This is a genomic window from Microvirga makkahensis (assembly GCF_009830105.1).
Taxonomy (GTDB): Bacteria; Pseudomonadota; Alphaproteobacteria; order Rhizobiales; family Beijerinckiaceae; genus Microvirga; species Microvirga makkahensis.
In genome coordinates this window covers 200,317-213,392 of sequence record NZ_WURB01000005.1, presented here as the reverse complement: position 1 = coordinate 213,392, position 13,076 = coordinate 200,317, and the positions used below count along the sequence as shown (strand labels likewise).

The following is a 13,076-nucleotide window of genomic DNA, read 5'->3' as shown; positions in this document are numbered from 1 at the left end:
ATGAGCAACATGCAGAGCGCCAGCGACATTCGAGACATGCTCCTGGATTCGGCGGGACTGTCCATCGACCGCCTTCCGATGCTCCATGTGATCTTCGACAGGATGTCAACGAGTTGCGCAGAGCACCTCCGCCATATGGCGGCCTCGCCGATGTACTATTCTCTCAGTGGAATCGAGAGTGGTCGAATCAGCGAAATCCTGGAGATGTATGAGGCTAATGCTGTTGCCGGCATATTCCATGCTCCGGATTGGGATAGTCACATACTGATCGGGTTCGACCGTGACTTCGTCTATACTATGGTCGAGGTTCTTTTCGGGTCAGACGGCTCTGAACCGCCCGTCGAAGAAGCTCGCGGCTTCTCGAACATCGAGTTGCGCATGGCGCAGGTGCTGTTCGAGCAGGTTGCCAAGGCACTTCAGGCCTCTTTCGCACTCATTTCGAACACGAAGTTCAAACTGGAGCGCCTCGAGACACGTATGGATTTCGCCGTCATTGGCCGCCGGAACAATCAGGCCGTAGCAGCCAAGTTCCTCCTCCAAGCCCTCAATCGCGGCGGAGAAATGTTCGTTATCATTCCTCAGTCGGCATTGAACCCTATGAGGAAGGCGCTCTCGCGAGTCGTGTCAGGCGAGTCAACGAGCCGTGACCCGCGCTGGTTGAAGCAGATGGCGAACGAAGTCAGCAAGACCGAGATTACGCTGCAAGCGGTGCTCGAAGAACGATTCCTCTCCCTCGGTGAGATTGCGGACTTGAAAGTCGGGCAAATCATCGAGCTGCAAGCCACACCTAAGAGTCGAGTCAAGCTCGAAGGAAACCAACAAAGCCTATTCTGGTGCCATATGGGTCAGGCCGACGGTTCCTACGTCCTCAAGATCGACGAGCTGATTGACCAAGAAAAGGAATTCCTCGACGATGTCTTCGCTCTCTAACATCATCCTTTTCGTGGCTCTCGTCGTTACAAGTGCGATGGTTGCCTTGATGTACCTCAAGCTCAAGCGCTTGGACCAGTACCACGCCGAATATCAGCGCATCTTCGATAAAACCGGCGAGGCTCTCATCGGAGCTCAGAATGCTGTCGCCACATTCGGAGCGGAGGGCCGAGAGACGCTCGCTACGCTTGGTGAGCGCATCGAAGAGGCTCGAGAAGTCGGCACGCGACTTGAGGCCTTGATAAAGTCTGCCCAGGAACTGGCTGCATCTACCCCCCGAAGCCCCAGGATGTGAGGATCTGTAGCATGTCAAATCCATTCGAAAATAGTTTTCAGGACAAGGCTGCGTGGCAGCAAGAGGGTGAACTTGGGAAGAGTCTTGGCGGCGCGACTTCACGGGAAGATAGGATGGACAGCGGCCGGAATCTCGACTCCATTCTCCGCATTCCTGTAACGATCCAAGTTGTTCTTGGATCCGCAACGATGCCGGTGTCCAATCTCATGAAGCTCGGACGCGGTGCTATCGTACCTCTGGATCATCGGGTCGGCGAGCCGGTCGATGTGGTGGTCAATGGTCGCGTGATCGCTCGCGGTGAAGTTGTTGTAGTAGAGGACGACAACTCCCGATTTGGCATATCCCTGACCGAGATCGTTGGCCCACCCACGAACGATCTTGTCGGCTGAAGCGGTTATTATCATGGTTGCGAGTTTCCCCGTTAAGGCGAATGGCGCCAAGGCAATGAAGGGGCCAGAGCGCGTTGCAACGCTTCTCCTTGCGATGGGGAAGCCTTCAGCAAACCGGATCCTGAGACATTTCAGTGAAGACGAGATCCGGATCGTCACGAAGTCGGCTGCCCAGCTCGGCCCAGTTTCGCCATCGCAGATCGAGACTCTCGTCGACGAATTCGCTTCGAACTTCTCGACTGGGGCTGATGTCGTCGGCAGCGTTGCTCACATCGAGAAACTTTTGTCGGGTGTTCTAACGCCCGAGCAGATTGCCGATATTCTCAACGATGTCGCCGGCACGGCGAATAGAAGCATCTGGGAGCGGATCTCGACAGTCTCGGAAAGTGCCATCGCATCCTACCTTCTGAAAGAGCATCCTCAAACGGCTGCTCTTATTCTTACAAAAGTGAAACCTTCCTGCGCGGCAAAGGTGATGGCGCAGCTCCCTCAACCACTGCGCAACAATCTGATGCGGCGCATGCTGAGCATGAAGCCCATTGTCGACGAGACAATGAAGAACATTGAGAAGACGCTTCATGAGGACTTCATGACGAACTTCTCGAAGAACGCTGGGTCTGACACACATGCCAAGATCGCGGACATCATCAACAAGATGGAACGCGAGCATATGGAAGACGTGCTCACCAGCCTTTCGACCGTCCGACCGAAATCCGCAGAGATCCTCAGAGGGCTACTCTTCACGTTTGACGATATTGTAAAACTAACTCCGAGAGATCGTACGACGCTGTTCGACCAGGTTCCTCCCGACCGTGTGGTTCTGGCATTGAAGGGAACGACCGAAGAGTTCCGCAAAGTGGTTCTCGCGGCTCTCTCATCGCGTGTGCGCCGCATGATCGAGCACGAGTTGAGCAGCAAGGAACCGTCACCTCATCGAGACATCGCCGAGGCGCGCAGGTCCATCACAGATCTTGCCCTGGATATGGCGGGAAGAGGAGAGATCGTCATCAACTCAGAATCTGACGACGAATCTTTCGTCTGAGGAATAACGGCAAACGATGTCAGACTCTGAAGACAAAGAGAGTAAAACAGAGGCGCCTTCCGACAAGAAGGTTCGCGACGCTCTCGAGAAAGGCAATATCCCCTTCTCGAAGGAGACACCCATCTTCGCCTCTATTCTCGGCATCCTTCTGGTGCTGTCTTTCGTTGCCCCCAGCAGCACCAAATTCCTGACAGAACGACTATCTCTCTTTATAGATCGACCTCAGGACTTTCGCTTGAACTCAGGAACAGATGCAGCCGCTTTGTTTCAGGCTCTTTCACTTGAGGTAAGCAGCTTCCTGATACCGATCGTTACCATCCTTGCAGGCTGTAGCCTTGCAGCCTCCATCTTTCAGAACACGCCATCCTTCGTGTCGGAACGGATACGCCCTCAGTGGAATCGGATTTCGCCCGCAAGTGGTTGGAGCCGAATCTTTAGTCGTGCCGGCTTGGTCGAGTTTGCGAAGTCGCTGTTCAAGTTCGGAACCGTTACCATCGTATCGATACTGCTCTTGAGATCAGAGCAGCACAAGGTCTTCAATGCCATGTTCAGTGACCCGACCCTTATTCCGGAGCTAATGCTGAGCATGGCGATGCGGCTGGTTTCAGCCATCGCCATTGCGACGATCGTCCTTGTCGCCGCTGATCTCGTCTGGGCCCGCTTCAAATGGCACACAGATCTGAAGATGACCCCGCAAGAGGTCAAGGAGGAATATAAGCAGCTCGAGGGCGACCCCATGGTCAAGGCGCGGATGCGTTCCTTGGCGCAAGATCGCGCCCGCCAGCGGATGCTCGCGGCTGTTCCCAAGGCGACGTTCGTCATAGCGAACCCGACACATTACGCAATCGCGCTTCGCTATGAACGCAGTGAGGCAAGCGCGCCTATCGTTGTCGCGAAGGGCAAAGACCTGATTGCCTTGAAAATCAGAGAAACCGCGGAAAAGCACGATATTCCTGTCATCGAGGACAAGCCTCTGGCAAGATCCATGTACGACCATGTGGAAGTGGATCGGATGATTCCTCCTGACTTCTACAAGGCCGTTGCCCAAATTCTCTTCTACATCCTCACGAGGTCTAAATGAGAAGGCTTTCCCCGTCGACCGCAGCACAGTCCGTTCAGGGTAGTGTAGACCTGAATGCATTTGAAGAGGTTTTAGCCTGCAACATCAAGGACGTCATTGCGGATTTCTGCTTGGTTGACGCTGAGATTATTCGATCTTACGTCAGCAATCAGTTGCATGGGAACATGGATGATATCGTCTCATCGTGTGCGGAGCTGTTCTTCAAAGGGCACACGCTCTCCTATGCACGCTCTGCGAACATCAGCACTGCCCTGGGACAGCCGCCCTGCATCGTTCTGGATATGGAATTCTCGCATGACATGGTGAGTGTCGATTTCAAGCTGGTCCTTGGCGAATACTCTGTCGGCGTCCATATCAACAGAGTTCATCTTTCGGACATTCCCGAGTGCGATCTTGACCCCCACACCTTTGCGAGGGTCGTTACATCCGCTCGACTTCGGCCGCTCCCGCCGCGCTTCCGCTCTTCCTATTGTCCCGCAGCCTCGGTGCGCCACTGATTACAAATGACGGACTGGCTGTGACGCGGCATCTTTCTACATCGTTTGTCCTGCCCGCTGCGATCTTGCTCGCCGGCTGCAATTCCACGGAACACCTTTATTCTCAAGGCGCTTGGGGACCGCCTGGGGTGCACCGAAGCTATCCGCAATACCCATCCCCGTGGGGCCGACGGACTCGAGACGGGCACCCACTCATTGTCTCAGGTCCAAGATCTCCTTTGAACGCCGATCTCTCTGCCAGTGAGGGTGGATCCTTGTCCTTTCCGCAGGCATATCGTCAGGAGAGCGTCCTGCCCGCAGACCCTCAGTCGGTCACTCGCCCTGCCACTCCTTCCCCACCGGATGCAGTTCAAACAAGACAAGCGGCGCCCCCCACGGAGCAGCATTCTCGCCATCCGGAGGATGGCTCTCCTCTGGCGGTGTCGCCTCTGGGTATTTTCACCGCTCCACGAAGGGCGTCTTCCTATGCGGGCACCTGGAAAGCCGAAAGCGGAACGGGAAAACCGTGCCTCGTTCATCTCTCCAGCGTAGCTGCATTGGACTTATACAAGGCTTCGACTTCCAAATGCTCGGACGAGAGTCTTCGGCATGTCAATCTTTGGAAGCTCGAAGAAAACCAGATCTCACTTTTTGCGCGCAGTGCGGAAATAGCTCGCCTGCGAGGTTCAGAGGCCTCTCTCACCGGATTAATCAACCAATCCGGAACGCCCTTGAAAATGTTACGCTAGCCCTGGATTCTCATCCGTTCGAAGCTGTTTGGCCAGGCTTCACCGCTGGAGAATCCTCACAGAAATCGCGAGCGTTCGGCGTCCATTGTCCGAAACCCGTTGCAACCATGTTTGCGATCACTCGGCACACGTAACGCTTTTGAGCCGGGTCATTATCAGGGCCAGCATGATAACGAGCAACGGCCATTGTCCACGTTGCGTGACGTCCTTTAAGCTCACTGAGGAAGCGAGCTGCGTACTCCACGTTGTTGCGCGGGTTCAGCATACTCTCCAAGGACGGAAATTTCTCACGATGATAGTGATGATTGATTTGCATACAGCCGAGATCGATCAGCTTTGCCCCTGCCCTGCGCGCTTCCTCGAATCTTTGAACAGCCTCAGCGAGAGATTTCGAGAAGACCGCCCGCCCCTCGACATTCATGGCGTAAGGCTGAAGCGATCCGCGGCGCCCTGTTTCCGTTAATCCAACTGAGTACAGCATTCCTAGGGGAACACCGTATTTTGCAGAAGCCCTCAGCATCTCTCTTTCGCAGAGCCGGCTTTCATTCTGTGCATATGCAGAGCGCGGGTGAAGGAAACTAGAGGTAAACACCACCAGGGCTACGCCCGTCCAGAATCCTGTCGCCGTCCGAATTCTTGTGATGTTCCGCTTTGGTGTGGACATTTGGCTTTTCCTGATCTCGAGAACGGCCCCCTTGACCTCCTCCCCCTTGCAAAAACGATTGCGCCTGCATTTGCGTATCCGCTTGGGTTCGCGTAACGATCCGTTCGTGAACGATACCGTCACCCACTTGGATGCTGATCGTGTCCGGTCGGTATCCCGAACCACGCAGCAGTGCCGATAGCTTCTCGGAATCCTGGCGCAATAGCTGTGCCGTCTCCTCCCGCTCGACATGGAGTTCCATTTCCAGACTCTCGCCTGCGAGCCTCATCTTGATGGTGACCATGCCAAGTTCGGCAGGCTGAAGCTGCAGATTAAGGACCCTCAAAGCACTCTCGGAAGCCTTGATGGAGATGGTCCGATTCGTTCCGCTCTCCTGCACCGGACGTTCCGCTGCATTCTCAGCAGCCGACTCAAGGCTCGTCCTTATCGCACTTGCCATACCGTGGAGCGTCTCGGACGGCAGGTTGACCGAGTCCGCGCGCGCCTTTGTCCCTGCCGAAGACGCTCTATGAAGATCTGAATGCTCGCTGGACTGCTTGATACTGTGCTTGTCAGCGTGCTCCAAAGACATGTCTTCCCGGAGAGAAGCCGACTCTGGAGGAGTTTCATTCGCGAGAGAGAGCAGATTGGCCGTACGAGTATCGCTGGCGGATCCCTGCTGCACGATCCCGGCTGACGTTCTGCGAGCGAACTCACCGACTGGCGCGTCGTCGGACGTAACCCGTATCCCGTCGGTATGCTCTGCAGGCAGCTGAGCTTCCACCTGCTCAATGATGGGCTTGAAATGTGTCTCCTGATGCTTGACTTCAACCATCAGCCTCGATGTCGCCGACGAGTTGGAAAGCTCGCTCCCATCCTGTGATGGCCGCGCCTCGCTTGAGAGCAATTGCGAAGTCATTGCTCCTTCTTGCTCGTTTGCATCCGGAGTTATCGCAGATGCCTGCGACTGACCGTTGGGCAGGATACCCTGAAGGAGGGCGAATATCGAATTCGCGACGCTTGCACCGGCAGTCTCCGGTGCCTTTCCTTCGGCCGCCTCGACCTGACCAGGATCATTAGCCGACCGAGCACTCGTTTCGCCTCCCGAGGGACGCTCGGCCAAGCCGTCGAGCAAAGAGCCGAACGTACTCGGATCGGAGAGCCCCGTCGTCCCCTCCATTCCGTCTGAGGCGCCAGACTGGTCGCGAGGCGCCTGCGCGTCGACAGGCCTGGGCAGATTCCGGGACAGGATATCAAGAGCGCTCATTGAACTGTCGGCGTTTGTTGTTTGATTAGCTTATCGATACGGCTCAGGGAGTTTCGCACCTTTGATAGAGTTTCTAGCTGTTCTGGCGCTTGCCTTGCGTCGGCAATCCGCGCTGGGGCAGCAGGAATCACTGTGTCCGGCACTGACGGTTTCTGAGATTTGGCAATCTGACCGCTCGGCATCTGCCGAATTTGCGCAGCAATCGAAAGAGCTGAGTGCAGGAGGATAGCATCGCTCTCCAGAAGAACAGATCTGTCTATACTTTCCAGATCTGCAACAGCGGCGTCGATCGCCTCCGGCGCAACGATCATAGCTGCGGCACGATAGAGCTTGGCCCTCGTTGCGCTGGTCGTGTCGCCATCCGACAGTTTGCGAGCTTCATCAGCCAACATTCGGGCAGACGTCGTATGCCCTTGCTCAATCGACGACCGCGCGGCAAGAAGATACAGGTCTCTCCTCACCTCGCGCTCCAGATCCTTCAGCACCTCCACGATGCCTTCAAAGAGAACTTGGTCGTTTCCAAAGTCGATTCTCGTCAAAGCCGAAGCCAAGCGCTGCCTGAAGTTGCCCGCGTAAACCGAGTGGCGGTAACGGCGCAAATAGTTGGAGGTGAGCGCAAGGAACTTGTCCATGTCACCGGTCTGGCTCGCGACAAAGACCTGGCGCCGCAAGGCACCTTCCTCCAGCAGCGTTCCGGGCGCCTGCAATCTCACATAGTCCAGGAGTTCGCTAGACCTCTTCGCGTCGGTTCGAACGAAAAGAGCGGACTGCACCAGGGCCAGCTGCGCCGCAAGCATCGGCGGTAGAGCTGCGAGATCCAAAGCCATGAGCTTGCTCTTTGCTTCTTCCTCACGCCCCTCGACGTAAGCCAGAGTGCCCTCGACGATAGCACGATCCTCCAGAGCAAGAGCAGGATTGCCCATTTCCAGGAGCTTTCTGAGGATCTGTGGGCTTCCACCGCTCAAGACGAAAGCAATTGCGGCGCGTACATTCCTGCGATCTGTCCAGACATCAGGCCCCAGACCGATAAAGCGGGTGTTCAAGATCGTCAGCAATCCCCGCTGCCCGATGTGAGCCTCCGTGGAACCAACTGCAATCTGATCCTGCATGAGCTGCAGGGTCCGAAGCATCTGAACGGGCTTTGGGACGCTATCATTGCGGGGGCGGACGGACTCTGCCGATAGGACCGGATCCGTCTCGGGCATAGGTTCCGCAATGGCGGTTCCCGACATGCCTAGCAAGGCGAGCGCGAAAGCAGCCTGGCGTAAACCATTCACCGTCATCACTCCTGCAGCAGGATTTCCACTCGGCGGTTCTGATCCGCCTTTGGATCCGACGGTACCTTCGGATCCCGATCAGCATGACCCTCCACCCGTACGATTCTGCTCTCATCCAGACCGCCTCTGACCAGCATATAGAGGGCCATCTGTGCACGGGCATGTGACAAGCGCCAATTGTCGTAGTTCGCAGATTTGAACGGCCGACTGTCAGTATGACCGCGAATGACGATTTTTCCAGGACGAGACTGCAGAATAGCGGCGATCTTGGCCATCGCCTGCACGACCTTGGCGTGCGGCTCCGCGGACCCGACCGCGAACATCGAGAAATCGAAGTCATCCGTAAGGCTGATCATAGTCCCAACTCCCGTCCGTCGGACCTCGATTTGCGGCTTTGGTGCCGCATCCGCCTCAGGCTCAACCGCGTTCATGATTTCCTTCTTCAGCTCTGCGGCTCTCAGATCGGCCGCATCATCAGAAGCTGCCATCACCCTGGAGGCCTGCTCCTGCGAAGAATCCCCAGTCGGTGCTGTGGCACTGGAATCCGCAGTTTCGGATGACGAGCGATCTCCGGCTGACGCATTCGATCGGGAAGCTGCCAGTACATCGATTTCGGCATTTGTTGGAGCCGGGCTTCCCGTTCCTGGCTTGGGAGACGTGTCCGCCTTCATCTCGTCAACAGGAACGACCTGCCAGTAGAGCGGGTCAAAGGGATCCCTGAACGCCTCCCCACTCTTCAAGCCCGGAGTATCGCTCTCTCCCGGCGTTACGTCCGCTCCAAGAGTGTCGTGTGGATTGGGCTCGATTTCCTCTGCGATCTTCGCCAGTACCGCATATGGGTCCTGGAAGAGCGCACCCTCCTTGAACCGAGGCTTCTGCAATTGCTGGGATTTCCCGCCTGTACCCAGGCCGCTTCCCTGTTCCTTTCCCTTTTCGCTGTCGTCCGTTTCATGCTCGGGTGGGACATTCTGGGGGTCCTCCAGTCCTTTCTTGTTGGAGGTTGAGTCCGCCAGCTGAACGGGATTGAAGAAATTCGCCACGCCTTCCTTGGTTTCTTGATCGGAAACTCCCACAAGCCACATGATCAGGAAGAAGGCCATCATAGCCGTCATGAAATCGGCATGTGCAATTTTCCAGGCGCCCCCCTTGACGGAGCCATCGTCATCCTCGCCTCGGCGGACGATCAGGATCTCCTGTTTGTCTGAATTCAGCATGCTGGCTCCGCCTTCAGAAACGTTCGTAACCGCTCCGACCAGGTACTCAACTGCGTTTGAACCGTCGTTTGCTCGGCAATGAGTGTGACTTCGGCAGCATCGCCCGGCACGAACTCGACAACACCTTCGCCTACAGTAACACCGGCTTTCAAGGCTTCCAGCATGTCCTTCGGGCCCGTGACTCTCAGAAGAGTTGAAACATTGCCGGACAGGATCGTCCCAATGGCTTCGTTGAACTCGGCGATCGCCTTCTGCCGAAGTGCCTCGGGGATGACGGATGCCAAGATCCTTGCAGCGCTCTCGGACAGAAGAGACTCAAGATCGGCCATTGCGGTGCTGATCTGGCTCGATAATTGCTGAGCCTCCTGCTCGACCCATTTCTCCCTTTGGTGGACCAGATCTTTACAATGCCTATCGTACTCCGCTTTGAGCGCATTTTCGAGCCGCTCGCGAGCGGCTTCCCGCTCTTCCGCTCTAACTCTCTCTTCGATCGATCGGATCAGCTCAGCCTGATGATCCGCAGTGCTTTGAACAGCAACCTGGTCCGACTCTAGGTTCTGCCTAACACGGCGCAGAACTCCAATTCCAATGCCTTCAGAAGCAGCTGGGCTTGAGAAGTCACTGATGAGATCAGCAATAGGAGTTGCCATCACGCCGCCTCTTGCTGGAGCCATTGCTTGAGAATTGCAGCTGCCTGCTCCTCGCTGAGTTCAACGATCTGTTCCAGCTTGCGCTGCGGCGTCCGCGGCAGCTCGATCAAGGGCTGACTTGAATTGTCCTCGAGAGCGGGCTGGCTCATCACTTGATCCTGCTCTGCGACCGGAATCTCCCTGGCGGCTTCTGCTGCGGCCAAGGAACTCATTTGTTCGCGCTGGATCTCCAAGTCTGCCTGGTGGCGCGCAACAAGCATGCGAACAGCTGGACGCAACCCGAACCAGATCAGCATTGCGCAGAGCGCGAGAACGGTAAGAGCATTCACGACAGTACCGAACTGACGCATCATGATCTCGGCCACAGACGGACCCGGGACCGGTTGCAGCACACCGCTGTCATCGACAAAGCTCACGGCAGCAACCTTGATCTGGTCGCCGCGATCCTTTCTGAACCCGGCGGCCGAAGATACCAGCTGTTCGATCTCGGCGACCTTTTCATCGATCTCGGCCGGGCCTGCCCCCTCGCCGAGGAGAGCTGTGATGCGGGATCTGTTGACGAGAACCGCGACCGAAAGGTTTCGGATGGAGTAGCCGTCGCTGATGGTCTGGATCGTCTTAGAGGAAATCTCGAAGTTCGTCAGCTCCTCGCGCCGTTGATTGTCCTCACTCGAGCTGTCGCTGGAATCAGTGCGGACAGTCTCCTCCGGGAGGTTCTGCTGAACCGTGGTTGGGCGCTGGCCGGTTCTGTTCTGAGAGACCTCAGTCTCCCTGACCGTCCGTATGGAGCGCTCAACCTTAGAATCCGGGTTGAATATCGTCTCGTTGGTGCTCACCTTGTCGGTATTGAGGCGAGCCGCAACGCTGATTTCGAAGTTGCCGATGCCAAGATAAGGAGAAAGAGTCCGCCGTATGCTGTCCTGAATCTCAAGACCCACGGTCTTCTCAAGATTTGCGAGCTTGCCCGAGGAAGCGTTGGCAGAATCGTCTCCCGAGGCAAGGAGCGTGCCCTCGGTGTTCATCACCGTCACTTTGTCGACCGACATTCCAGGAATGGCCGCCGCCACGAGATGGCGGATAGCCTGGGCGGATGAGTCATCGTCGGCTGGCGACGTACGGATTACGACGGATGCCGATGCCGGCTGCTGCTCACGACGGAATGAGCCGGGCTCGGGAAGAACAAGATGGACACGGGCTGCCTTGACGCCCTTCATGCCCTGGATGGTGCGGGCGAGTTCACCTTCAAGTGCGCGTACTTTGGTGACTTCCTGCATAAAGGAAGTCAGGCCTAGGGAGCCGAGATCGTTGAAGAGCTCGTACCCGGACTTTGTGCTGTGCGGCAGCCCCTTCTCGGCCAGCAGCATACGCGCCTGAGCCGTGTTGCCGTAGCTGACGAGTAGCGAAGTTCCATCGGAGCTGACGTCGAAAGGAATTCCTGCATCCTTGAGAACAGCTCCCATTCGGCTGATATCTTCACGATCCAGACCTGTATAGAGCGTCTCCTGAGCCGGCCGGCTGAGATAATAGGCACCAACACCGACGGTGAGGAACACCACAATTCCAATTGCGGCCAGAGCTGCCAAACGGCGAGCCCCAAGCTGCATCAGGCTAGTCCACAATCTTTCGGCATGCTGACGACCGGGCATTGAGAATCTCGGCTATGATGAGGCGTATCGAGATTCCTTCTTGCTTCAATAACCTTGCGTGAAGATTGCTGCTCTCTCGGGGAGCTCAAAAGTAGGACCTGACCAGTCCACTCACGAGAATGTTCCAGCCATCGATGAGTACGAAGAACAGAATTTTGAATGGAAGTGCCAGAACCGTCGGCGGCATCATCATCATGCCCATGGACATCACGAGGGTCGCCACGATCATGTCAATCACCAGAAACGGAAGAGCAATCAAGAATCCGATCTCGAACCCTCTTCTCAGCTCCGAAATCATGAATGCGGGAATGAGAATACGAAGATCGATCTTCTCGCCTTCACTTGCGGCTGGATAGTTCGCGGATGAAAGATCGATGAATGTCTGAAGATCCTTCGGTCGAACATGAGCGAGCATGAACTCACGAAATGGATCGGTTGTTCTGGTGAATGCCTCTGCTTCCGTGATCCTGTTCTCCGTGAGAGGGCGAACTCCCTCATTCCAGGCTTTGTCGAAAGTAGGGCCCATGACGAAAAAGGTCATGAAAAGGGAGAGACTGATCAGAAATATATTGGCCGGAGTACTCTGAAGACCAAGCCCGGAACGGAGGAATGAGAATGCCACGACGAATCGCGTAAAGCTCGTCACCATGATGAGGAGTCCTGGCGCGAGGGAGAGAACGGTCAGCAGAACGATGATCTGGATCATTCGGCCGCTTGCCGCACCTTCGCTCGGCGGAAGGAGACTCTCAAGGCTTGGAACTTGAGAATATGCTTCGGCTCCCGTCACGAGCAGAATGATCAGGCTCGTGAGTATAGAACGGATGCGCATGTACAAATGCTTTCGTATCATAGATGCAATAAGTCGTATTGACGATGAACCGAACGTCTCCGGAGCCACCCTCGGATCATTGCACCACGAGAGTTTCGAGAACCAGTTCCTGAACCGCGCCCTTTGACCTCAGCCTTATCCGCTCGTTGAGGTCCTCTCTCACGTGAAGAAGGCCGCTCGGACCCTGGATTTGTGCCAATGTAACGGTTCTCAGATATGCAAGGATGTCCTGCCTTGCTTCAGCCGACAGGAGATCAGGATTCGCCTCGAAGCCCCCTTTGTAGACGATGGACGCTTCGAGGCGAATCCAATCCGTTTCGGAACCAGCCAGGTTGGTTACGACGGGATCTAGTTTCTTGATCATGATGTCGCCGGCGTAGGGGCTCGCCTCCCCCGGCGCTTCGGGCTGCGATCGATACCTTTCCTCGACTCTTTTTTCGATATTCGACACGATGGACAGCCCGAAACCGCTGCCGACAATCCCCGACAGGAGCGTGAGCAAACCGAGTGCAAGAAGCGGACTTCTGCCTTCCTCTCGTGAGGATGCCTGGCCTGATCGAGAGGGAAGCGCCAAGTTCTCTGCCATAG

Annotated in this window: 14 protein-coding genes; 6 read left to right on the top strand and 8 right to left on the bottom strand. The window is 56.1% G+C overall.

Annotation, left to right across the window (positions count from 1 at the left end; all coding sequences use genetic code 11):
- From GR328_RS09375 to GR328_RS09350, 6 genes are all read left to right on the top strand, one after another.
- On the top strand, positions 1 to 930 hold the full coding sequence (locus GR328_RS09375) for a flagellar motor switch protein FliM (protein WP_160884254.1): 930 nt from the start codon (positions 1 to 3) through the stop codon (positions 928 to 930).
- Entirely contained in the window at positions 914 to 1,225 is a 312-nt protein-coding gene (locus GR328_RS09370) for a DUF6468 domain-containing protein (protein WP_205789861.1), read from the top strand. The genes GR328_RS09375 and GR328_RS09370 overlap by 17 nt, the downstream gene beginning before the upstream one ends.
- Positions 1,226 to 1,338: 113 nt before the next feature.
- Positions 1,339 to 1,614: a flagellar motor switch protein FliN gene (gene fliN, locus GR328_RS09365; RefSeq protein ID WP_160884401.1), complete on the top strand. Its 276-nt coding sequence runs from the start codon at positions 1,339 to 1,341 to the stop codon at positions 1,612 to 1,614.
- 13 nt (positions 1,615 to 1,627) lie between these two features.
- On the top strand, positions 1,628 to 2,656 hold the full coding sequence (locus GR328_RS09360; RefSeq protein WP_160884253.1) for a flagellar motor switch protein FliG: 1,029 nt from the start codon (positions 1,628 to 1,630) through the stop codon (positions 2,654 to 2,656).
- A gap of 16 nt (positions 2,657 to 2,672) precedes the next feature.
- Complete coding sequence (gene flhB / locus GR328_RS09355; protein WP_160884252.1) at positions 2,673 to 3,737, top strand: flagellar biosynthesis protein FlhB; 1,065 nt, start codon at positions 2,673 to 2,675, stop codon at positions 3,735 to 3,737.
- On the top strand, positions 3,734 to 4,234 hold the full coding sequence (locus GR328_RS09350) for a hypothetical protein (protein WP_160884251.1): 501 nt from the start codon (positions 3,734 to 3,736) through the stop codon (positions 4,232 to 4,234). Before flhB ends, GR328_RS09350 begins: the two co-directional genes overlap by 4 nt.
- Positions 4,235 to 4,972: 738 nt before the next feature.
- Here the strand turns inward: GR328_RS09350 and GR328_RS09345 are convergent.
- The 8 genes from GR328_RS09345 to GR328_RS09310 form a co-directional block, all read right to left on the bottom strand.
- A complete protein-coding gene (locus tag GR328_RS09345; protein ID WP_246215771.1) occupies positions 4,973 to 5,482 on the bottom strand; it encodes a transglycosylase SLT domain-containing protein in 510 nt (169 codons plus the stop codon).
- 58 nt (positions 5,483 to 5,540) lie between these two features.
- Entirely contained in the window at positions 5,541 to 6,785 is a 1,245-nt protein-coding gene (gene fliK / locus GR328_RS09340) for a flagellar hook-length control protein FliK (protein WP_160884249.1), read from the bottom strand.
- Between the two features lie 83 nt (positions 6,786 to 6,868).
- Positions 6,869 to 8,155: a chemotaxis protein MotC gene (locus GR328_RS09335; RefSeq protein WP_160884248.1), complete on the bottom strand. Its 1,287-nt coding sequence runs from the start codon at positions 8,153 to 8,155 to the stop codon at positions 6,869 to 6,871.
- Positions 8,155 to 9,363 (bottom strand): MotB family protein, encoded by a 1,209-nt coding sequence (locus GR328_RS09330; RefSeq protein WP_160884247.1) that lies wholly within the window; start codon positions 9,361 to 9,363, stop codon positions 8,155 to 8,157. Before GR328_RS09330 ends, GR328_RS09335 begins: the two co-directional genes overlap by 1 nt.
- Complete coding sequence (locus GR328_RS09325; protein ID WP_160884246.1) at positions 9,357 to 10,013, bottom strand: hypothetical protein; 657 nt, start codon at positions 10,011 to 10,013, stop codon at positions 9,357 to 9,359. The genes GR328_RS09330 and GR328_RS09325 overlap by 7 nt, the downstream gene beginning before the upstream one ends.
- Entirely contained in the window at positions 10,013 to 11,659 is a 1,647-nt protein-coding gene (fliF, locus tag GR328_RS09320) for a flagellar basal-body MS-ring/collar protein FliF (protein WP_160884245.1), read from the bottom strand. Before fliF ends, GR328_RS09325 begins: the two co-directional genes overlap by 1 nt.
- Positions 11,660 to 11,744: 85 nt before the next feature.
- A complete protein-coding gene (gene fliP, locus GR328_RS09315; protein WP_160884244.1) occupies positions 11,745 to 12,488 on the bottom strand; it encodes a flagellar type III secretion system pore protein FliP in 744 nt (247 codons plus the stop codon).
- A gap of 76 nt (positions 12,489 to 12,564) precedes the next feature.
- On the bottom strand, positions 12,565 to 13,074 hold the full coding sequence (locus tag GR328_RS09310; RefSeq protein WP_160884243.1) for a flagellar basal body-associated FliL family protein: 510 nt from the start codon (positions 13,072 to 13,074) through the stop codon (positions 12,565 to 12,567).
- Positions 13,075 to 13,076 lie beyond the last annotated feature (2 nt).

Excerpts from the sequence above, each read along its gene's own strand:
- GR328_RS09375 (WP_160884254.1), top strand. The coding sequence starts at position 1 with ATGAGCAACATGCAGAGCGCCAGCGACATTCGAGACATGCTCCTGGAT.
- GR328_RS09370 (WP_205789861.1), top strand. The coding sequence starts at position 914 with ATGTCTTCGCTCTCTAACATCATCCTTTTCGTGGCTCTCGTCGTTACA.
- fliN (WP_160884401.1), top strand. The coding sequence starts at position 1,339 with ATGGACAGCGGCCGGAATCTCGACTCCATTCTCCGCATTCCTGTAACG.
- GR328_RS09360 (WP_160884253.1), top strand. The coding sequence starts at position 1,628 with ATGGTTGCGAGTTTCCCCGTTAAGGCGAATGGCGCCAAGGCAATGAAG.
- flhB (WP_160884252.1), top strand. The coding sequence starts at position 2,673 with ATGTCAGACTCTGAAGACAAAGAGAGTAAAACAGAGGCGCCTTCCGAC.
- GR328_RS09350 (WP_160884251.1), top strand. The coding sequence starts at position 3,734 with ATGAGAAGGCTTTCCCCGTCGACCGCAGCACAGTCCGTTCAGGGTAGT.
- GR328_RS09345 (WP_246215771.1), bottom strand. The coding sequence starts at position 5,482 with ATGCTGAGGGCTTCTGCAAAATACGGTGTTCCCCTAGGAATGCTGTAC.
- fliK (WP_160884249.1), bottom strand. The coding sequence starts at position 6,785 with ATGGAGGGGACGACGGGGCTCTCCGATCCGAGTACGTTCGGCTCTTTG.
- GR328_RS09335 (WP_160884248.1), bottom strand. The coding sequence starts at position 8,155 with ATGACGGTGAATGGTTTACGCCAGGCTGCTTTCGCGCTCGCCTTGCTA.
- GR328_RS09330 (WP_160884247.1), bottom strand. The coding sequence starts at position 9,363 with ATGCTGAATTCAGACAAACAGGAGATCCTGATCGTCCGCCGAGGCGAG.
- GR328_RS09325 (WP_160884246.1), bottom strand. The coding sequence starts at position 10,013 with ATGGCAACTCCTATTGCTGATCTCATCAGTGACTTCTCAAGCCCAGCT.
- fliF (WP_160884245.1), bottom strand. The coding sequence starts at position 11,659 with ATGCCCGGTCGTCAGCATGCCGAAAGATTGTGGACTAGCCTGATGCAG.
- fliP (WP_160884244.1), bottom strand. The coding sequence starts at position 12,488 with ATGCGCATCCGTTCTATACTCACGAGCCTGATCATTCTGCTCGTGACG.
- GR328_RS09310 (WP_160884243.1), bottom strand. The coding sequence starts at position 13,074 with ATGGCAGAGAACTTGGCGCTTCCCTCTCGATCAGGCCAGGCATCCTCA.